Annotated in this window: 17 protein-coding genes; 5 read left to right on the top strand and 12 right to left on the bottom strand. The window is 73.1% G+C overall.

Annotated elements, in window-relative coordinates; all coding sequences use genetic code 11:
- Positions 1 to 31: 31 nt before the first annotated feature.
- Complete coding sequence (locus J3R08_RS19960) at positions 32 to 1,021, top strand: TauD/TfdA family dioxygenase (RefSeq protein WP_082930898.1); 990 nt, start codon at positions 32 to 34, stop codon at positions 1,019 to 1,021.
- A gap of 127 nt (positions 1,022 to 1,148) precedes the next feature.
- The gene (locus J3R08_RS19955; protein WP_209962419.1) at positions 1,149 to 3,464 is read left to right on the top strand and encodes an MMPL family transporter; all 2,316 of its coding nucleotides are present in this window, start codon (positions 1,149 to 1,151) and stop codon (positions 3,462 to 3,464) included.
- Positions 3,465 to 3,540: 76 nt separating this feature from the next.
- On the opposite strand, the gene mce is transcribed toward J3R08_RS19955, so the two are convergent.
- Positions 3,541 to 4,011, bottom strand: a complete 471-nt coding sequence (gene mce / locus J3R08_RS19950) for a methylmalonyl-CoA epimerase (protein ID WP_064445516.1) — start codon at positions 4,009 to 4,011, stop codon at positions 3,541 to 3,543.
- Positions 4,012 to 4,141: 130 nt separating this feature from the next.
- Here mce and J3R08_RS19945 point away from each other — a divergent pair, with 130 nt between their 5' ends.
- Positions 4,142 to 4,960, top strand: coding sequence for a M23 family metallopeptidase (locus J3R08_RS19945; RefSeq protein ID WP_064445517.1), 819 nt, complete (start codon positions 4,142 to 4,144; stop codon positions 4,958 to 4,960).
- Between the two features lie 46 nt (positions 4,961 to 5,006).
- On the opposite strand, the gene J3R08_RS19940 is transcribed toward J3R08_RS19945, so the two are convergent.
- The 5 genes from J3R08_RS19940 to J3R08_RS19920 are packed head-to-tail and all read right to left on the bottom strand — an operon-like array spanning position 5,007 to position 11,720.
- Positions 5,007 to 6,425 (bottom strand): adenylosuccinate lyase family protein, encoded by a 1,419-nt coding sequence (locus J3R08_RS19940; protein ID WP_043323016.1) that lies wholly within the window; start codon positions 6,423 to 6,425, stop codon positions 5,007 to 5,009.
- On the bottom strand, positions 6,422 to 8,395 hold the full coding sequence (locus J3R08_RS19935; RefSeq protein WP_064445519.1) for an FAD/NAD(P)-binding domain-containing protein: 1,974 nt from the start codon (positions 8,393 to 8,395) through the stop codon (positions 6,422 to 6,424). Before J3R08_RS19935 ends, J3R08_RS19940 begins: the two co-directional genes overlap by 4 nt.
- The gene (locus tag J3R08_RS19930) at positions 8,392 to 9,600 is read right to left on the bottom strand and encodes an FAD-dependent monooxygenase (protein ID WP_209962417.1); all 1,209 of its coding nucleotides are present in this window, start codon (positions 9,598 to 9,600) and stop codon (positions 8,392 to 8,394) included. The genes J3R08_RS19935 and J3R08_RS19930 overlap by 4 nt, the downstream gene beginning before the upstream one ends.
- The gene (locus J3R08_RS19925; RefSeq protein WP_209962415.1) at positions 9,597 to 11,168 is read right to left on the bottom strand and encodes a class I adenylate-forming enzyme family protein; all 1,572 of its coding nucleotides are present in this window, start codon (positions 11,166 to 11,168) and stop codon (positions 9,597 to 9,599) included. Before J3R08_RS19925 ends, J3R08_RS19930 begins: the two co-directional genes overlap by 4 nt.
- Before the next feature lie 9 nt (positions 11,169 to 11,177).
- Positions 11,178 to 11,720, bottom strand: coding sequence for an SRPBCC family protein (locus J3R08_RS19920; RefSeq protein ID WP_064445522.1), 543 nt, complete (start codon positions 11,718 to 11,720; stop codon positions 11,178 to 11,180).
- A 136-nt stretch (positions 11,721 to 11,856) separates the two neighbouring features.
- On the opposite strand from J3R08_RS19920, the gene J3R08_RS19915 reads away from it, so the two are divergent.
- Positions 11,857 to 13,506, top strand: coding sequence for a helix-turn-helix domain-containing protein (locus J3R08_RS19915; protein WP_209962413.1), 1,650 nt, complete (start codon positions 11,857 to 11,859; stop codon positions 13,504 to 13,506).
- Here the strand turns inward: J3R08_RS19915 and J3R08_RS19910 are convergent.
- Genes J3R08_RS19910 through J3R08_RS19895 form a run of 4 tightly spaced genes read right to left on the bottom strand, consistent with a single transcriptional unit; the run spans position 13,474 to position 17,103 of the window.
- Positions 13,474 to 14,496 (bottom strand): alcohol dehydrogenase catalytic domain-containing protein, encoded by a 1,023-nt coding sequence (locus tag J3R08_RS19910; protein WP_244205980.1) that lies wholly within the window; start codon positions 14,494 to 14,496, stop codon positions 13,474 to 13,476. The genes J3R08_RS19915 and J3R08_RS19910 overlap by 33 nt on opposite strands.
- Positions 14,493 to 15,332, bottom strand: a complete 840-nt coding sequence (locus J3R08_RS19905; protein WP_209962411.1) for an arylamine N-acetyltransferase — start codon at positions 15,330 to 15,332, stop codon at positions 14,493 to 14,495. The genes J3R08_RS19910 and J3R08_RS19905 overlap by 4 nt, the downstream gene beginning before the upstream one ends.
- Before the next feature lie 3 nt (positions 15,333 to 15,335).
- Positions 15,336 to 16,145 carry an arylamine N-acetyltransferase gene (locus tag J3R08_RS19900; protein ID WP_209962410.1) on the bottom strand — a complete coding sequence of 270 codons (810 nt, stop codon included), beginning with the start codon at positions 16,143 to 16,145 and terminating at the stop codon, positions 15,336 to 15,338.
- A 4-nt stretch (positions 16,146 to 16,149) separates the two neighbouring features.
- Positions 16,150 to 17,103 carry an amidohydrolase family protein gene (locus J3R08_RS19895; protein WP_245254775.1) on the bottom strand — a complete coding sequence of 318 codons (954 nt, stop codon included), beginning with the start codon at positions 17,101 to 17,103 and terminating at the stop codon, positions 16,150 to 16,152.
- A gap of 253 nt (positions 17,104 to 17,356) precedes the next feature.
- On the opposite strand from J3R08_RS19895, the gene J3R08_RS19890 reads away from it, so the two are divergent.
- On the top strand, positions 17,357 to 18,361 hold the full coding sequence (locus tag J3R08_RS19890) for a 3-oxoacyl-ACP synthase III family protein (RefSeq protein WP_043323037.1): 1,005 nt from the start codon (positions 17,357 to 17,359) through the stop codon (positions 18,359 to 18,361).
- Positions 18,362 to 18,377: 16 nt separating this feature from the next.
- On the opposite strand, the gene J3R08_RS19885 is transcribed toward J3R08_RS19890, so the two are convergent.
- Entirely contained in the window at positions 18,378 to 19,472 is a 1,095-nt protein-coding gene (locus J3R08_RS19885) for a transposase (RefSeq protein ID WP_209962406.1), read from the bottom strand.
- 139 nt (positions 19,473 to 19,611) lie between these two features.
- On the bottom strand, positions 19,612 to 20,307 hold the full coding sequence (locus tag J3R08_RS19880; RefSeq protein WP_043323041.1) for an NAD(P)-dependent oxidoreductase: 696 nt from the start codon (positions 20,305 to 20,307) through the stop codon (positions 19,612 to 19,614).
- Positions 20,308 to 20,362: the final 55 nt, after the last annotated feature.

The raw sequence follows: 20,362 nt of genomic DNA, 5'->3' as shown, positions 1-20,362 counted from the left end.
GATCGCGCACGCCGTACGAGAGGACGAATCCATGACCACGACATCTGACCGGTCGACCCGCGGCGCGCAGGGACTGAGGCTGGACCTCGCCGACGACGAACGGACCGCCCTGCGGGCGCTGGCCGAGGAACTCGTCGCCGCGTCGCCGCGCCTGCTGGACGACCTGTCCTGGGTGACGCAGGCCCGGCAGGCGAGCTGCCGGATGCCGCTGCGGCTGATGGAGACGCTGCGCGACTTCCGCAGCGACGCCGGGGCCACCGGCTCACTCGTGCTCGCCGGCCTTCCGGTGGACGAGCGCGACCTGCCGAGCACTCCGACCGTCCGGGAGTCGGTGGAACGGGCGACCACCGTGCCGGCCGTCCTGGCCATGCTCGTCGGCCTGCACCTCGGCGAGGTGATCGCCTACCGCAGCGAGAAGAGCGGCGCCCTGGTGCAGAACGTCGTCCCGGTGCGCGGCCTGGAGGACTCCCAGAGCAACGCCGGGTCGGTGCCGCTGGAGTTCCACGTGGAGAACGCGTTCCACCGGGAACGCCCCGACTACGTCGGCCTGCTGTGCCTGCGCAACGATCACGCCAAGCGGGCCGGCACGCTGGTCACCTGCATCCGGCAGGCCCTGCCGCTGATCGAGGAGACCGACCGGAAGGTGCTGCGCGAGCCCCGGTTCGTCACCGCGCCGCCGCCCTCGTTCCGCCAGGGTGACCGCACCACGCCGCACGCGGTGCTCACCGGCAGCGTGGAGGACTCGAACATCTGCCTCGACCTGAACGCGACCACCGCGCTGGACGAGGAGGCCGGCGAGGTGATGGCGCGGTTGAAGCGGATCCTCACCGACGTCTCCACGCCGCTGGTGCTGCAGACCGGGATGATGGCGCTCATCGACAACCGGCTGGTGCTGCACGGCCGGTCCGAGTTCACTCCCCGCTTCGACGGGCGGGACCGTTGGCTGCACCGGGTCTACGTGCACCTGGACAACCGGCGGAGCCGGGAGTTCCGGGACGACGCCGGCGCCGTACTCAACTGATTTCGACGTTCACAAGGTCCACAAAACGGCCTCTAGTGGACGGTAGGCTGACCGGCGCCGGAAGGGGGCGCCGGCAGCCGTACCGCAGTGGCCGGCGGACATCAGTGCCAACCGCGAAAGGGATTCGATGACCGACACGCTGTCGCGCACCCGCCGAGGTGGCGAACACCGGCCGCTGGAGGAAGGCTTCCTCTACCGCTGGGCCGTCTGGGCGGCGCTCAATCCAGTGAAGGTCATCCTGGTCTGGCTGGTGCTGCTCGCCGGCGCGGCCGTCTCGGCCGGCTACTTCACCTCGCACCTGACCGGCAACACCAACTCCGTGATCGGCTCCGACTCGGAGAAGGCCGCCCAGCTGATCAGCGCCGAGTTCCCCGACACGCCGAGCGAGACCGACTTCGTGGTCCTGCACTCGACCTCGATCGACGCGCAGGACCCGGCGTTCCGCGAGGTCGTCCGCACCGCTGTCGAGCGCTACCGCCAGGCCCCGGACGTGCGCACCGTGGTCAGCCCGTACGACGCGCCGGACCGGCTCATCGCCCCCGGCGGGAAGACCGCGCTCGTGCCGGTCAGTCTCGACGGCGACGACAAAAAGCTCCAGGAGCAGGCCGGGCCGCTCGGCGAGATCGCCGAAGGGCTCGGCACCGGCCAGGTGGAGGCGTACTTCACCGGCGTCTCGCCGCTCGCCGCGGCCGCCGTCGAGCAGGGCAACGAGGACCTGTCCATGGCCGAGACGATCGGCTTCCCGGCCGCCGCCATCGTGCTGCTGCTCGCGTTCGGGTCGCTCGTGGCGGCCGCCATCCCGCTCCTGCTCGGTGTCGTCGCCGTGCTCGCCGCGTTCGGCGCGCTCGGCATCGCCACCCACTTCACCACCTTCGACGTGTTCGTGCAGACCGCTGTCAGCATGGTCGGCATCGCGCTCGGCATCGACTACACGCTGTTCATCGTCACCCGGTTCCGCGAGGAACTGGCGAAAGCAGGTGACAGCGGCCGTCCGGAACGGGCCCGGGCCATCGGGCGCACCGTGGCCACCGCCGGGCAGGCCGTCCTGTTCTCCGGCATCACCGTCGTCGTCTCGCTGGCCGGGCTCTGGCTGGTCCGCTCCGCGAAGGTCTATTCGATGGCCGTCGGCATGACAGTCGCCGTGCTGGTCATGATGCTCATCGCGGTCACCCTGCTGCCCGCCCTGCTCGGTCTTCTGGGCCCCCGCATCAACCGCTTCGCGCTGCCCTGGGCCCGCCGGTCGCTGGCCCACCCGGACCCGGAGCACTCCGGCTGGGCCAAGGCCATCGCCGTGGTCATGCGCCGTCCGCTGCTCGTGGCCGCGCTCGGCACCGTCCTGCTCGGCGCCCTGTCCATCCCGGTCTTCCACCTTCAGTACGGCGTCGACCTCGGCGCCGGCGCGGTGGCCGAGTCGCCGCCGGGCAAGGGGTACGGCATCGTCTCCGAGGCGTACGCGCCCGGCGTGCTCGCCCCGATCACAGTTGTCGTCTCGGCCGGCGGCGACCGGTTCACCGACGCGCAGCTCGACGCCGTCGCCCGGTTCAGCGACCAGGCCGCCGGCAACCGGGAGGCCGCTGACGTCGTGAGCGTCACCCGGGTGCTCGACGCCCAGGCCAAGGGGCACACCACCGCCCACCTCGAAGCCGCGACGCGCGCCGCCGGCCCGGCCCTGGCCGAGCTGGTGAGCCGGGACGGGGACACCACTGTGGTCACCGTCCGTCCACGGCACGGCGCGGACACCGACGAGACGGCCGATCTGGTACGCGAGCTGCGCACTCAGGCCGGTGGCGCGTTCGCCGGCACCGGGCTGACCGCTCACGTCGGCGGTGGCCCCGCCGAGATCGTGGACATCACCGACGAGAGCTCCCGGGCCATGCCGCTGGTCATCGGCGCCGTGCTGGCGGCGAGCTGGCTGCTGCTGTTGATCGCCTTCCGCTCGCTGGTCCTGCCGTTCGAGGCGATCTTCATGAACCTGCTCACCTCGGGCGCGGCCTTCGGCGCGGCGGTGCTGGTCTTCCAGGAGGGGCACGGCGCCGACCTCCTCGGCGTCGAGCGGACCGGGTTCATCCAGGTGATCCTGCCGCTGTTCGCGTTCGCCCTGGTCTTCGGGCTCTCCATGGACTACCAGGTGTTCATGCTCTCCCGGATGCGCGAGGAGTGGGACCGTACCGGCGACAACGCCGCCGCCGTCCAGCTCGGACTGACCCGCACCGCGAAGGTGATCACCGCCGCCGCGGCGATCATGGTCGTGGTCTTCGCGTCGTTCATGTTCACCCGCATCCTCGAGATCAAGCAGATGGGCTTCATGCTGGCCCTGGCCGTGCTGATCGACGCGACGATCGTCCGGCTGCTGCTGGTCCCGTCCCTGATGCGGCTCATCGGTCGCGGAAACTGGTGGCTGCCCGGCTGGCTGGACCGGATCCTGCCACGCACCCGGCACTGACCGCGGCGCCGTCGAGGTCCCGCCGGACCGGCACGATCCGGCGGGACCGGCCGTTCGGGGCGGCCGGGCGGCCCGCTCAGGCGGCGGCCGGCTCGACCAGCTCGACCAGGATTCCGCCCGCGTCACGCGGGTGGACGAAGTTGATCCGGGAGCCGGCCGTGCCGCGCTTGGGCTGCTCGTAGAGCAGCCGTACGCCGCGCTCACGCAGCTCGGCGGAGGTCTCCTCGACGTCGTCGACGGTCCAGGCGATCTGCTGCACGCCCGGGCCGGACTGGCTGAGGAAGCGGGCGATCGGCGAGGTCGGGGTCAGCGGGGCGAGCAACTGCAGCCGGCCCTGGGCGGGGTCGGGGCCGATCGACATCATCGCCTCCCGGACTCCCTGCTCGGCGTTCTCCTCCACGTGCACGCACCGCATGCCGAAGACGGTCTCGTACCGCTCGATCGCCTCGTCCAGATCATTCACCGCCAGGCCGATGTGGTCGATGCCGCGCAGGCCGATTCCGGACAGCGCAGACTGCTGCGCCGAAGGTGAAAGCTCGTCAGACATGTCGTCAGCCTAGTGCCGGAAACGGGTTCTTCGAATAGGCGTCCATCGACGGAATGACGACCGGCGAGGGCGTGCGTGGCGTCCGGGCGAGGCGCTTGCCCCGCGTCCGAACCGGCCGTACCTTACATCGATGATCCTCAGTGACGGGTCGTCCCGGGACGTCGGCCACGGCGCTCCGCCGCCCGAGGACCTCGGCGGCATCGCCTACCTGCGCGGACTGTCCAGACGCGGGCTCCTCACCGGCGCCGCGCTGGCCGCGTCCGGGGTGTCGGCCGCCTTCGCCCTGCTGCCCGGCTCCGCCCGGGCCGCCGGCGGCTACCAGCGGCCGTGCGGACGTGTCCGCATCTCCAGCTCCTGGCAGGACCACCGGAACCGGACGCCGCCCTCGGCCGAGCCGGGCACCGACTACGCGGTCGGCGCCGGCACCCCGGTCATGGCGGCGGCGAACGGCACGATCCGGTTCGTGAAGGCCGACACGTCCACGGCCACCGGGCGGGTCGTGGGGATGGCCCACGACGACGGCAACTACACCCGGCACCTGCACCTGTCGGCGGTCGCCGTCTCACCCGGTCAACGTGTGTCGCGTGGCCAGACCATCGCGTACTCCGGCGCCTCGGCCAACGGCAGCGAGTCCGGCGTCGGGCCGCACGTGCACACCAGCCTCTGGCTGAACACCGCCAGTCCGACGGATTTCCGCGCGACAGTCGATTTCGAGAGCTGGGCCGGAGACGTCACCAACCCGAACCCGCCCGACCAGGAGGCAGACGACGTGTTCATCGCGAACGTGAAGGGCAACTGGTATCTCGTGGTCCCCCAGGGCACCGGCAAACCGCGGGCGGTGGTCCTCGGCGGCGACAGCAACGCCGCCGCCTCCGGCATCCCCGTCCTGAACTTCACCTGGGATCCGTCGATCAGCGCGCTGCGGGCCGCGGTCGACGGCATCGGCTGACCCGATCCCGCGTCCGACCGCGGCCCGTGCGCGCGGGGACCAGCGGTCAGCGCCGGGCCGGCTCCGCCCGGGCGACGACCGCGCCGTCCACGAGCGTGCCCGCCGCGCCGAGGTAGCCGGCCGGATCACCGATCCGGGCCAGTTCCTCGGCGGTGTAGCGGCCGCGCAGCTCCGGCGTCTCCGCCAGGACGTCGTACAGGGCGCGGTCGGTCGCGTCGGCCTCCGCGGCGGCCCGGGTCAGCACCTCCTTGATCCGGTCCCGGCCGACGACGGGGGTGAGCCGGGCGGCGACCCGTTCGGAGGTGAGCTGGCCCCGGGTCAGCGCCAGGTTGGCCGCCATCCGCTCCGGGCGCACCACGAGCCCCCGCGTCAGCGTCACGGCCGCCTCCGCGGCGCCGCCGGTGAGCCGCAGGCACTCGCGCAGCAGCAGCCACTCGGCGTGCCACACGCCGGCGGACCGCTCGTCCTCGCTGAGCAGCGCCTGGGTGAGCCCGGCCGCCAGCGGCGGCACCTGGAGCGCGGCGCTGCGGATCAGCGTGGCGAGGACCGGGTTCCGCTTGTGCGGCATCGCGGAGGAGGCGCCGCGCCCGCTGGCCGCCGGCTCGGCCACCTCGCCCACCTCGCTGCGCGCCAGCGAGAGCACGTCGACGGCGATCTTGCCGAGCGCGCCCGTCACGAACGCGAGCACCGCGGCGAGGTCGGCCAGCGGCGTACGCAGCGTGTGCCAGGGCAACGCAGGCCGGCTCAGGCCGGTCTCCTCGGCGAACGCCGCCACGAGGCGGTCCACGTAGCCGGGGTCCGGCTCGGCCGCGCCGTCCAGCGCCGCGTACTCCAGATAGCCGGCCAGCGTGCCGGCCGCGCCGCCGAGCGACACCGGCAGGCCCTGGTCGCGTACCCGGCACAGCCGCACCCGGGCGTCGCACAGCAACTGGTGCCAGCCGGCCGCCTTCAGCCCGAACGTGGTGGGGGCGGCGTGCAGGGCCAGCGTCCGCCCGGCCATCGGCAGGTCGCGGTGGGTCAGCGCCAGCCCGGCGAGCGCGTCGACGGCGGCGGCGAGGTGGTCGTCGATGACGGTGAGCGCCCGGTGCGCGACTGTCATCGCCGCGGTGTCCAGGATGTCCTGGCTGGTGGAGCCACGGTGGACGTACTCGGCGGAGGCCGGGTCCAGCTCGGCGACCGCGCGGGTCAGCTGGGCCACAAGCGCCACCACCGGGTTCGCGGTGTCCCGGGACGCCATCGCGACGCCCCGCAGGTCGAACAGCTCGGCCCGGGCGGTCCGGGTGATCACCGCAGCGGCCTGGACGGGCAGCGTGCCCAGCCGCGCCTGGGCCCGGGCGAGCGCCGCCTCGGCGTCCAGCATGGCCTGCAACCAGGCCCGGTCGCCGACCACCGGCTCGATGCTCGTGCCGGCGCGCACCGGTGAGAGCAGGCCGCTGTCCACCGCCACCTCCAGCGTGTCGATCACACGATCACCCCCGGGAAGCGGGCCGGCCCGGAGGCCGCGCGGTCGGCCACCGCATGTCCGGCCGGCGCGAGCGAGCGCACCTCGGCGGCGATCGCGTCGGCGTCGGCCAGGATCACCGAGTCGTTGCCCGGCCGGATGCCGGCCGCCGTCACCCAGTGCACCGACTCGGTGGGCACACCGAACGCGAACCGGCGCGGGTGCGGCTGATCCTGGGCGTCGACGACCCGGTAGGGACGTTCGGTCACGGCGAGTCCTCCTGTCTCGTACGTGCCGCCGTCGTAGGGGATCCGGTACGGCCGGCACTGTTCGGTGTCGAGCATGTGGCGCAGCAACGGGTCGGCGGTGCCGCGCAGGTCGGGTTCCGGCAGCCGCGCCTCGATGAGGACGCCGGCGCGGACCGGGGGACCGGGCACGGTCCGGGACGTCGCTTCGAACGCGGGTGTCTCGGTGTCGATGACGATCTGGGTGTCCGGCCCGGTCAGTTCCAGCACACCGGCTTCGATCAACGCGATCGTCTCCTCGATGCGCCGGGCCGGCGGGCCGATCGAGAGGAACGCGTTGAACGGGGTGAACCAGCCGGTCAGCTCGTCGCGGTACGAGTCGCCGTCGATCCCGCCGTGATCGACCGCCAGGCGGATCTCGTTGCGCAGGTCACGCAGGACGTCCAGCGCTGCCTTGAGCGGCCCGTCGACGTTGCCGGCCCGCGCGTGCGCAACGTCCCGGGCCAGGTGGTCCAGCGCCCAGGCGCGGAAGTCGTCCCGGTCGCGGAACTCGCGCCCGCGGTACGGGTGGGCCAGCCGGTCCCAGTCCCAGCGCCGCGCCGGCGGTATCGGGTACTCGTCGAGCAGCGCCGGCCGCCGCTCGGCGGGGGTCGCGAGGTAGCGCACGGTGAAACTCTCGGCCAGGCCGGCGTGCCCGGTGCGGCGCAGCAGCGTCGCGTAGTAGACGCTCTCCACCTCGGCGGCGATCAGCGGCCACACGTCGCGGCGGAACCGGATCGACTCGCCGCGGGCGCGGCGGGCGCGCAGCCGCGCCACGGCCTGCGCGGTCAGCAGCCGGGGCAGGTGCCGGCCGGTCACACCCTTCTGGTTGTCGCCCCGGGCGTGCGCCGGGATGCCCCGGCGGGAACTGGCGGACAACCTCGGTTCGGCGCCGCTGGGCCGGTACCGCAGTCGTCCGCCCTCCTCGGTGAAGCTGCCGCCGCGGCCGACGGTGAGCAGGATCAGGTGGTCGAAGAACGTCAGGCCCAGCCCGCGCAGCAGCACCGGCGCGCCCGCCGGGATGTGGCCGAGGTCGACGTCGGCGGGGTTGGCCTGGGGGAGATAGGTGAGTCCGTGCACCCGGGACAGGCTCGCCGTGCGTGCCTGCCGGGGATCCAGCCGGGCGGCGGCGTGTCCCAGGGCCAGCACCACGGCGTCCAGGTGGTGCAGCCGGGTGCCGTCGGCCAGCCGTACGCCCTGCGGACCGCCCGGCACGCCCGACGTGTCGGCGCTGGCCACCGCGCGGGAGCGGTGGCACCGGATCGAGACGTGCGGCGGCGCGCGGCGCACGATCCGGCGGAAGCTGTCCCGCAGGTAGTGGCCGTAGAACGCCCGGGTCGGATAGTCGTCGGGGCCGAGGGCGCGCGCCTCGTCGAGCACGTCGGGGTCGAGCGCGCCCCACGGGCCCGCCGACGCCACGCTCCGGGCCCACTCGTACAGGCTCGGCCCGGGCTCGATCGGCCCGGCCAGCCGGCAGCTCGGATCGGTGTAGACGGTGATCTGTGAGGCGACGGTGTTCGTCAGCAGCAGCCGGGACTGGTCGGTGCGCCACACCGCGCCGGCGCCGGGCGCGGCGGGGTCCACCACGTGCACGGTGAGGCTGGCGCAGGCCCGGTCGTGCCGTTCCTGGGCGCAGAGCCGCTCCAGGACGGACAGTCCGCGCGGGCCCGCGCCGACGATGCAGATCCGCAGATGCCGCGGGCCTGTCATCGCACGGCCTCGCTCGGGCGCTCGCCGCGCACCCGGGCGGCGTGCATCCAGGCCACCGCCGTGTGCAGCTCCTGCGGCGTCATCGCGGCGAGCGCCCGGTTGCGGGCCGTCGCCGCGTCCCCGGCGGCGTGCCAGAGCCGGATGCTGTCGCGGGAGACGGCCTGCACCGCGGCGGTCCGCTCCCGCCGTTGCGCGACGTAGCGGCGGAGCACCTCGGGCACCGGCTCGGCGCCGTCGCCGAGCAGGTCGCCGAGCACCACCGCGTCCTCCAGCGCCTGGCAGGCCCCCTGCGCGGCGTAGTGCAGCATGGGGTGCGCGGCGTCGCCGAGCAGGGCGACCCGGCCGTCGGCCCAGTCGTCGACGGGCGGCCGGTCGACGAGCACCCAGGCCCGCCACTCGTCGCTGAGGCGCAGCAGGTCACCGACCGCGCCGAGGCGCGACATCGCGGCCCGGACCAGTGCGCCGTCGGTGGGCCGGCCGGCGAACAGCGTGGGCGCGCCGTCGGCGTGACTGGCGGCCATGTTCAGGTACGCCCCGCCGCTGATCGGGTAGTGCACGAAGTGGCAGTCCGGTCCGGCCCACCAGGTGACCGCGTCCCGGCGTACCCGGGCCGGCACCTGGGACATGGGGACTATGGCGCGGTACGCGGTGATGCCGGAGTTGCGCGGCTCGCCGTCGCCGACGAGCTGGCGGCGGATGCGGGAGTGGATGCCGTCGGCGCCGATCACCATGTCGGCGGGGATCCGTTCGCCGGAGTCCAGGCGCACAGCGGCATCGGCGGCGCTCTGGTGGTAGCCGGCCACCGAGGCGGCCGGGCGCAGCGTGATCCGGGGCAGCCGCCGGGCGGCGTCGAGCAGCCGGTGGTGCAACTCGGCGCGGTGCACCACCACGTACGGGCTGCCGAACCGGCGCTGGTACCGCTCGGTCAACGGCATGCTGGTGACGTGGGCGCCGGTCACGCCGTCCATGAACCGCAGTTCCGCCATGGCGACCGCGGTGGCCCGCACCTGCGGTCCCACACCGAGCGCGTCCAGCGCGTACAGGCCGTTGGGGGCGAGCTGGATGCCCGCGCCCAGCTCGGTGAACTCGGGCTGGCGTTCCAGGACCGTCACGTGATGGCCGTGCGCCGCGACCGCCAGCGCCGTGGCGAGCCCGCCGATGCCGCCCCCGGCCACGACCACGCGTACGGGCGTCCGGGTGCTCATCCGGCCGCGCTGTTCCGGTCGAGCAGCTGCCGGGCCAACTCCAACCGTTTGATCTTGGTGGTGGCGGTCTGCGGGAGATCCGCCAGGCGCCGCTGCACCGGACGGGCCATCGGCGGCAGCGTGGCGACCGCGCCGGCCCAGCGGTCGATGTCGATCGGCAGGTCCTCGCTGGTGCAGATCACCGGCACGGGCGGCCCGTCCGGCGCCGGCAGGATGATCACCTCGACGAGTTCGTCCAGCCGGGTGAAGAGCATGTCCTCGACCGCCAGCGTGCTGCCGAACCCGTCGATCTCGTCGACCTCGCGGTCGAGCAGGTGCAGGCAGCCCAGCCGGGTGCGGTAGCCCAGGTCGCCCATCCGCCACCACGATCCGTGGCGCTGACCCTCGTACCGCTGCTGCTCGCCGAGGTAGGTGACGATGCGCCCGTCGGTGCGTACCTCGATGTAGCCGGGGTTGTCGCGGGTGGGCGGGCGTCCGTTGCGGCTGACCACCCGGATGTCGGTCATGCCGGGGAACGGCATGCCGACGCAGCGCCCGTCGGCGTCCTCGGGCCGGCGGCGGGTGAACGCGCGGGCCGCGACCGGGCCGACCTCGCTCTGCCCGTACAGCTGGCCGAACACCGGCTTGGGATGCGCGGAGGCCCCGAGCATGCGCCGGACCGTGCGCGGGTGGATGGCGTCGAAGGTGCTGCTGAAGTAGCGCACGGTGGCCAGCGGCGCGCGCGGGTCGTCGGCCAGCCGCTCCCACCGCAGGAACGAGTTGGGGTGGGTCTCCAGCACGCCCGGACGATGGGTGAGGAACAGGTCGGTGGCCTGGTCCGGGTCGTTGTCGGCGAGCACCAGCAGCGGGAAGCCGCGCAGCATCGTGATCGCCAGCGCGGTGAACAGGCGCGAGTGCACGAACGAGACGTGGATGGCGACCGGGCAGCGGCGGCGCACCAGCGCGGCGACCGACGCCTGCGGGCGGTAGCGCGCCTGCAGCGTCCGTCCGGTGTGCACGGCCAGCTTCGGCAGCCCGGTGGTGCCGGAGGTGTGGGTGACCAGGGTGGGATGGTCGGGGGACATGACGATCGGCGGGACGCTCGGCACACCGGTCAGGGCGCGCAGCGACGTGGCCGACGGATGCTCTCCGGAGGCGAGCAGCACCCCGGCGACCGCCGGGAACACGGTGTCCGCCAGTTCTCCGTCGAGGGTGGCGCGGTCGGTCAGCAGGTACGGCCGGCCGGCCCGGCGGATCAGGTGCAGCACCGTGGTGGCGTCGAGGTGGGGGGAGAGCAGCACCGGCACGGCCCCGATCCGGGCCAGCGCGCACGCGCTCAGCGTGATGTCGAAGTTGTGCGACTTGTGGACCACCACGCGGTCGCCCGGTCGTACGCCGGCGGCGTGCAGGCGGGCGGCCAGGTCGGCGACCAGGCCGGCGACCGCGCCGACGGTGAGCCGCCGGCCGAGTTCCGGCGCCACGTCGAGGTCGTGGTCGAGGGTGATGCTGTTGTCCGGGTGCCGGGCCGCGGCCCGGTCGAAGAGTGTGCCCAGTCGGATGCCGCGATTGGCGATCGTCTGCAGCAACATGTCCGGCTCCTACCGTTCGGTCTCGATGATCGACTTGAGTCGGCGCAGCGTCTCGTGCAGATCGGCGCCGACCTTGGCGCCCCATTCGGTGACGAAACGCCGGCGCTCGTCGTCGTCCATGTCTCGGGTGATCTTGCGGATGCCCTCGGTGGGCTCGTCCATCCGGAAGTGGTGCGTCAGGCGGCAGCCGGCGCCCTCGGGGCTCATCCGGAAGGCCCACACGCTGCTCTGGGCGCGCCCCCGGCTGTCCCGCATGGCCCAGCTGAACTCGACGCCGGGGATCGCGGTGTGCACTTGCGACTCCGTGGTCCAGACGCCGCGGACGACCGGCGCCCAGGCGACGACGTCCTCGCCGCGGACGTTGTGGCCGCGGAACACCGCCCCGGCGGCGCCGGGACGGCCGCTGATCCACTCGCCTCCGGTGCACTCGGTGCTCCACTCCCGGCACCGGGGAAGGTCACTGACGAGCGCGTAGACCTCGTCCGGAGTGGCGTCGACGACGATTTCCGCCTGCGATTCGAACAGTGGCGTGGTGGTATCGGTTTCGGCCATGCGGAGAATCGTCGTTATCGGCTTCCCGAAGGGTCAAAGTGTTCGACTCTGATTCATCAGGTTCGACGTCTTTCGTGGCCGGGGCGCCTATAATCCGGCGCAGATCCGCGACGCGACTACGGACACGGGAAGAGTCATGGGGGGGAGCACGGAACAAGGCGCCGCCGTGCCCGGCTCCGCCGACGACGCCGGGGTGCCGCACGACGAAGGCGGTCTGCTGCGGGACATCGCTCGGCAGGGCCGTCGGCTGCTCGACGCGCCGGCCGCCTTCGTCGCCGTCGTGTCCGAGGACGGACCGACGATCACGGTACGGGCGGCGGACGGCCCCCACGAGGACGGCCGGCTGGACCTGCCCGGTCACCATCCCTCCGGCGCGGCGCTGCTGGACGGATCACCGCTGTGGTGCGGTGACGCGGAATCCGCCCCGGCGACGTCCGGGCCGCACGAGGACGGCGCACTGCACGCGGTGGTCGCGGTACGTCTGGGCCACCTGCGCGGATACGCCCCCCGCCGGTCCGTCGCCGCGCTGTACCTCGCCGACCGGCGCCCCCGGACGGTCACCGAGGGGGAGCGCGTCCAGTTGACCTCGTTCGCCCGGCTCGCGGGCGCGGCGATGGAGAAGACGCAACTGCTGGACGTCGCGATCGCCCGGCTCTACGGGCTGGAGCAGCAGTCCGCCCGTACCGCCGCCGACCTGGACCGGATGCGGGCGCTGCGCTCCGCGCACTACGGCTTCATCGACCTGGCCGTGGCCCGCGGCGACGCGCGCGCCTTCGTGGTGGAGGCCGACCGGCGTCTCGGCGCGTCGGTGCGGCTGTGCACCGACGACGGTCTGGTGGTCGCCGCGAGCCGGTCCGCCGCCGCCGGACCGGAGCCGGGCGTGCCGGACGGCCGCCGCATGGTCGTCCCGGTGCTGGCCGGCGACCGGCGGATGGGAGACCTGCTGCTGGAGATGGACAGCCCGCTCGCCGACCCGGACGGGCAGCTCCTGCTCCTGATCGCCCAGGCGGCGGCGGTGATCCTGCGCCAGCTCGACGACAGCCGGGAGAGCCAGGCCCGCCGTGCCCTGCTCAACGAGCTGATCACCACGCCGCAGCCCACCGGCACGCTTGTCGGACGGGCCCGGCGGCTGGGCGTGCGGCTGGACCGGCCGTACGTCGTGGTGGTGTTGCGCCCGGACGGGGTCAGCCCGCACTGGGCGTCGATGTGGAGCGCGGCGTTCGCCGCCCGGGGTGACGGTCTGTCCGCGCTGCACGACGACGACATCGTGCTGCTGCTGCCGGGGGAGGCCGACCCGGCCGAGATCGCCCGGACGGCGGCGGAGGAGTCGGGCGCGCTCTTCGGCCGCCCGGTGACGGCCGCGGCGTCCGACAGCGGTTCCGGGCCGGAGCGGGTGGCGGTGCGCTACCGGCAGGCGCTGCGCTGCCTCGACGTCATGATCTCAATGGAGCTGGCCGGTCGCGGCGTGTCGGTACGGGAGCTGGGTTTCCTGCCGATGCTGCTGGCCGGCCGGGAGGGCATCGACCAGTTCATCGACGCCACCCTCCAGCCGGTGCTCGACTACGACCGGCACCGCGACGGCGACCTCGCCCGCACGCTCGACGCGTACTTCGAGGCCGGCCGCAGCCCGACCAACGCGGCGGAGCTGCTGCACATGCACCCGAACACGGTCACCCGGCGGCTGGACCGGGTGAAGCGCCTGCTCGGCCCGACCTGGCAACTCCCGGCACAGGCGCTGGAGATCCAGCTCGCGCTACGCCTGCACCGCCTGCTCACCGAGCTGTGACGCCGCGCCGTCCGGGACGACCAGGGCCCGCCGCCCGCGCATCTCGCCGTCCTCCACCATCCGGTGCGCCTCCCGCATCGCGGACAGCGGAAGCCGCACCACCTCGCGCGGGCGCAGCCGGCCGGCCGCGAGCAGCCGGTTGATGAAACCGGCCGCCTCCGCCAGTTCCGCGGTCGTGGCGAGCGAGATGACGAAACCGACTATCGACCTGTCGTTCGTGTACAGCTCACCGGCGGGCAGCGCCGGACGGGTCCGCGCGCCCGCGAGCAGCACGATCCGCCCCCGTACGGCGAGTTGCCCGACCGCCAGGTCCAGGTCGTTGGTGCCGGAGGTGTCCAGGTAGACGTGGACGCCCTCCGGGCAGGACGCGGCGAGCCGGTCACCGAGATCCGGTGCGGCGTAGTCGACCACCTCGACCGCGCCGGCGGCCCGGCAGAACGCCTCGTCCCGGGGCGCCGCGGTGGCGACCACGCGCGCGCCGAGCGCCGTCGCCGTCGTGATCAACGCGGAGCCGACGTTGCCGCCGCCACCGCCCACCACCACCGTCTCACCGGGGCGCATGCGGCCGTGCACCGCCAGCGCCAGGTAGGCGGTGGCGGCCGGGTGCAGCACGGTGACCGCCTCCACCGAGGCCGCCGCCGGTAGCGGGTACAGCCGGTCCGCGGGCACCACCACCTGCTCGGCGGCCGCGCCCTGACGTCCGCCGTGGCCCAGGCTGTTGCACCAGACCCGGTCGCCGGGGCGGAAGCCGGCCACGCCGTCACCGGCGTGCGCGACCACGCCCACCACGTCCCGGCCCACCACGAACGGCAGTGGGACCGGCGTACGGTACGTGCCGGCCCGCACGAACGTGTCGACGTGGTTGACGGTGGTGGCGAGCGTGTCGACCAGCACGTCGGTGGGGCCGGGTCGGGGCGCGGGCAACTCGCCGTACCGGATCTCGGTGGCCGGGCCCAGCCGGTCGACGTAGGCGGCCCGCACTGTCGTCATCGGCGGGCCGGCCCGCCGTCGTCGTTCTGGAAGAACGCCATGCGCGACGACTGGTCCGCGTACGGGCTCGGCGTCGGCGGCTTGTCCAGGACGATCCCGAACCACCGCCGGTACGCCTCCAGCAGCGCGTCGTCGTCGGTGAGCGTCTCGACGCTCCGGCGGTCGCCGGCGATGACCGTCAGCACGTCACCCTGGAGCGTGACCCGGCCGTCGGCGGTGGGCAGCGTGCAGAACATGTTGCGCAGGAACGGCGAGTCCGGGCAGGTGCGGTACCACCACAGGTTCTGCCGGAAGTCGGCCAGGTCGGCCGGCTCGTCGTAGAACCGGTACTGCAGCGCGTCGTTGCGGTACACGTCGACGACCCCCGGCTCGACCCGCCGGGTGGCGAACCGGCCGTGCGGGTCCACGTACGGTTCGGCCGCGTCGAGCCGGAACGGGAACCGGCTGTTCTTGCCGAAGCCGACGTCGACCAGCCAGCGGGAGCCGGTCTCGGGCAGGTCCACGGTCAGCATCAGATGATTGTGCGGGCCGTTGAACCGCCCGGAGAGCCAAACCCGCCCCTGATGCAGCGTCACCGCGAAACCCAGCGCCCGCAACAGGAAGAACAGCGAGGTGTTGATCTCGAAGCAGCCGCCGCCGCGGCGCTGGCGGATCACCTTGTCCAGCACCCGCTCGTCCATGTAGATCTCGTGGCCCAGGTGGTAGTCCAGGTTCTCGAACGGCACCGTGCACGTGTGGCGCTCCTGCAGGTCGCGCAGCGCCGCCAGGTCCGGCCGCGCGGGGCGGGCGGCGCCGATCCGGTCCAGGTAGCCCCGCACCTGCTCGTCGGTCAGCACGGCTCAGTCCCGCTCGTACGACATGCGCATCGACTTCTTGACGTGCGGACTCGGCTTCGGCGGCGCGTCCAGCTTGATGCCGAAGTACTTGTCGTACGCCGCCAGCAGGTCGTCGTCGTTGGTGAGCCGCTCGATGCGCCGCTCGTCGCCGTCGATCACGACGAGCTTGTTCTCCCGCAGGATGATGCGCCCGTTCTCGGTCGGCAGCGTGCAGGACAGGTTCTGCAGGAAAGGCGAGTCCGGTGAGGTGCGGTACCACCACAGCACCTGCATGCCGTCGGCCGCCACGACCGGCTCGTCGTAGAAGCGGTACTGCAGCGCGTCGGCCCGGAAGACGTCGGTGGCGTTGTCGGCGACCCGCTTGGTGGAGAAGGTGCCGTGCGGGTCCTCCTGCGGCTGCGGCGACTCCAGCAGCAGCGGGTAGCGGCTGCTGCGACCCAGGCCGACGTCGCTCAGCCACCGCTGCTCGCCGATGCGCACCGTGGTCACCGAGTGGTTGTACGGCGGCGTGAACTCGTGCCCGAGCCAGACCCGGCCCTGGTGCAGCGTGACGTCGAAGCCCAGCGCCTCCAGCAGGTAGTGGAACGCGTTGTTGATCTCGCCGCAGCCGCCGCCGCGGTTCTGGTACACGATCTTCTCGACCACCCGCTCGTCGATGAAGATCTCCTTGCCGAGGTGGTAGTCGATGGTCTCGAACGGCACCGTCAGCTCGTGCTGCGCGTGCAGCAGCCGCAGCGCCTCGGCGTCGAGCCGCTCCGGCCGGGCCACACCGATGCGGTTCAGGTACGCGTCGACAAGCGTGTCGTCGAGCATGTGGTCACTCTCCTGTCGAGGGAAAACGGGCGAACAGCTTCGCCGCGTTGGACCGGTTGACCGCGGCCCACCACCCCGGATCGAGGTCCGCGTGGCGCGCCACTCCCGCACCGATCGAGGCGCCGAAGGACTCCGGCATGAACGGGTAGTCGGAGCCCACCAGGACCCGTTCCGGATCGGCGAACAGCCGCAGCGAGGCGAGCGCGTGCCGGCCGCACATCGCCACGTCGAAGTAGAGGCGGCGGAGCACGGCGAGAGGATCGTCCGGCAGGCGGTCGGCGAGATCGCGGTTGATGACCGGGCCATAGGTGAGCCGGTCGGCGTAGTAGCTGACCCCGCCGCCGCCGTGCGACAGGATGATCCGCAGCTCGGGGAACCGCTCCAGCGTGCCGTTGTAGAGCAGCTGCGCCACCAGCCGCACCGTCTCGAACGGGAACTCGTACAGCGACAGCGGCAGCCCGAAGGCGGGCTGGCCGGTGGCCGGCGGCACCGCCGGGTGCACGAAGATCGGCGTACGCCGCCGCTCGGCCTCGGCCAGCAGCGGATCGAGCCGGCGGTCGCCGACGTAGAGCCCGTCGTAGTTGGTGAGCAGCCCGAGCCCGTCCAGGCCGAGCACGTCGATGGCGTGGACGAACTCCGCCACGCAGTCGTCGAGGTGGGGGAAGGGCAGCACCGCGAACGCGCCGAAGCGGCAGTCGCCGGCCGCCACGAACTCGGCCAGGTACTCGTTCAGCCGCCGCGCGAGAGCGCGGCTGCGGGCGCGGTCCAGCGGGGGTACGCCCGGCCACAGGCTGACGATCGCGGCGCGTATGCCCTGCCGATCCATCATGGCGAGGCTGCCCGCCCGGCTCCACGTGGGGCGGTCCACTCCGGAAAGAACAGTGGAACCGCCCAATTCGCGAAGCTCGGCCGCATAGAAATCGGGAATTATGTGATGGTGCACGTCGATGGCGTCCATCCACGGTGACCCGGCCGGACCGTTTACGGGTTTGGCGTCCACATCCGCATCGTGGTGACCGGATCGCGTCCGGCCAAGGCGGTGCGGGCGAATATGTCACGTCGGCTCCGCCGGTTGCCCTGCCCGCTGCGGTTGCCATACATTGACCACAGGTCTGGTCTGGAGGACCGTCGACACTATTCGCCGCGAAGTCGGTGCCCGTCCTTATCGCAATTTTCGCGATCGACGGCTGGTGAAGAAATGGACCTGGCGCATGCTCACATATTCGCGTGGCGACCGGCCGATCGGTGTGCTCGGCACCGGCTCCTACCTGCCCGGCCGGGTGGTGACTAACGACGAGGCGGCCGAGCACGCCGGCGTGACCGGCGACTGGGTGTACGAGAAGACGGCCATCCGGCAGCGGCGGTGGGCCAAGCCGGACGAGGCGACCTCCGACCTGGCGATCGGCGCGGCGCGCGTCGCGCTCGCGGACGCCGGCGTCGACGCGGCCGACCTGGCGCTCGTCGTGGTGGCCACCTCGACGCCGGATTCGCCGCAACCACCCACGGCCAGCGTCGTCGCCCACGAGATCGGCGCCGGACGGGGTACCGCCGCGTTCGACGTCAACGCGGTGTGCAGCGGCTTCAGCTACGGGCTCGCGGTCGCCGAGCGGCTGGTGACCGCAGCGGGGGACCGGCCGGCGCTGGTGATCGGCGCGGACGTCTACTCGCGCATCCTGTCGCCGCAGGACCGCCGCACAGTGGTGCTGTTCGGCGACGGCGCGGGCGCCGCGGTGATCGGGGTCGGTGGCGCGCACCGGGTCGTGGCCACCCGGCTGCTCAGCTTCGCCGAGGCGCGCGGGCTGATCGGCGTGGCGGCCGGTGGCAGCCGCCTGCCGGCCTCGGAGCAGACGCTCCGCGACGGCTCGCACCACTTCCGGATGGACGGCCGGGGAGTACGCGAGTTCATCGACACGTACGTGGTCGCCGGCATCGCCGAGTTCCTGGCCGAGCACGGTGTGCCGCCGCACCGGCTCGGGCATCTGGTGCCGCACCAGGCCAACGGCCGGATCCTCGCCTCGATGGCGGAGCGGCTCGGGCTGCCCTTCGACCGCGTCGCCAGCACGTACACCGCCTACGGCAACACCGGCGCCGCCGCGGTGCCCATCACCTACGACCAGCTGTGCCGCTCCGGCCGGGTCCGCGCAGGTGACCTCGTGCTGCTCACCGCATTCGGCGGCGGGATGTCCATGGGGATGACCCTGCTCCAGGCCGGCTGAGCCCGCCCGTCGCGCGTCAGGAGGTGCGCCGCAGGGCCGGCTCCGGCCGGCCGTGCGTCGCGAGCACCGTGTGCGCCGCCGACGCCAGCGTCACGTGGCGGTGCCAGCCCCGGTACGAGCGGCCGGTGAAGTCGCGCAGTCCCACCTGGTCGCCGGTGGACTCCAGGTCGTCGGTGACCCGCCGGACCAGCGCCGCCCGGCGGACCAGGTCGGCGAGGCCGATGTCGCCGCGACTGGTCAGCCACAGCTGGCCGGGCTCACCGCGCCCCGGCGCGCTCAGCTCCACCAGGAGCAGGGGATCGTAGCTGCGGGTGCTGGGCAGCCGAACCGCGACGGTGCCGGCCAGCACCGGCGGGCGCGCCGTGAGCCCGAAGACCGGCCGGCGCTGGTGCCGTACGGTCGCCGCCAGGTCGCCGGCCGGCTCGGCGGTGGCGCCGGCGGCCGGGACCAGCCGCAGGCCGGCGGGCACCCGGACCAGCACCGGCGCTCCAGCGGCCCGTAACCGGCGGACCACCGCCTCGACGTCCATCTCCCGCGCGTCCACCACGACCAGCTCGCCGGCCGGCGCCCCCAGTTCCAGGTACGCCTCGACGGTGCAGGCGCCCAGCGACTGGGCGACCAGGTCGTCCGGAATGGCCGCGCGCCGGCGGCGCTTCTCGTCGGACAACCAGTCCTCGTTGAGGTGCAGCCGCCAGTTGACCGGCGTGACGACGCTCGTCGAGGCCGCCCAGAGACCAACCGCGTGCTGCGCGTTGAGGGACTGCCCCAGGCCCGGCGAGTACCGGCGGCCGACGCCCACCGAGTGCGTCCCGGCCTTGCGGATCAGGGTCGGGTGCAGCACCCAGGTCCGGGCCCCGCTGATCCGCGTGACGTGCCGGGCGAGCGCCCGCCGGACCGGCATCCAGTCCCAGGTGGAGTCGCTGACGAAATGGTGCAGCGCCTGCTCCGCGGCGGGTTCCGTGGAGATCGCGGCGATGTTGCGGATCGACTTGCGTCCCCGGGCCAGCAGCAGCCCGCGGACGTACTCCCGGCCGCGCCGTCGCTGATCGCTGCGCGGCAGCCCGGCCAGGATGTCGTCACACAGATCCGTCAGGTCCTCGTCCAGCAGCATCCTGCCTCCTCGCGGCGCGGCGGCGAATGCACACGAGCTTGGAACCCGCGGCGAGGATGGTCGAGGTGCTGGCGGCACCGCCCTCGGGGCCACAGTGGTTGGCCGAGGCGCAGGTCGCCGGGAGGCCCGCGGGCGGGCGTCACTTGCCGATGTGCAGCGCCTCCCGGATGAACATCTGCGCGAAGGTCGGCGCGCCGGTGGTGGTCACCACGTCGATGAACTGGCCGACGTGGAGGTCCTCGGTCGCCTCCCGGACGAGCAGGTCGGCCAGGTCGGTGCGGGAGGTGAACCGGCCGGGGAGCCGGCGCGGCTCGGCCCGGTAGTCGGTGACGCCGTCACCGTCGAAGAGGCCGGCCGGACGAATGACCGTCCAGTCCAGACCGCTTTCCGACACCACCTTCTCCATCCGCGCCATGTCCTCGTAGACGGTGCGTCCCATCCGCAGCAGGATCGGTGCGATGATCTTCTTGAACGTGAACGTCTCGCCCTCGGCGTGCTCGCCGCTGGTGCCGGTCGACGTCACGCAGACCAGCCGGCGCAGGCCGTGGGCCCGCATCGCGGCGATCATGTTGGCGGCGCCCTCGGAGTAGGTTCGCACCGTCTCCTTCGTGTACGGCACACCCAGCGTCGAGATCACCGCCTGCTGGCCGGCGACGGCGGCGTCGACAGCCGCCGCGTCCAGCACGTCGGCGCCCACCACCCGCAGGTTCTCGCCCCGCACCGGGAAGGACTCCGGACGCCGGGTCACTGCTGTGACGACGTGGCCCCGGGCCATCGCCAGCTCGGTGGCCAGCCGGCCGGTGGGGCCGTTCGCGCCGAACACCACGAGTCTCATCTGGCCCCACCTCTTCGTCGGCGCGAGGGTCGAACGACGGTCCAGCAGTCGAACA

Source organism: Micromonospora sp. HB375 (assembly GCF_017872985.1).
Classification (GTDB): Bacteria; Actinomycetota; Actinomycetes; order Mycobacteriales; family Micromonosporaceae; genus Micromonospora; species Micromonospora chalcea.
The sequence above is the reverse complement of the archived record's forward strand: the minus strand, read 5'-3'. Positions and strand labels throughout refer to the sequence as shown.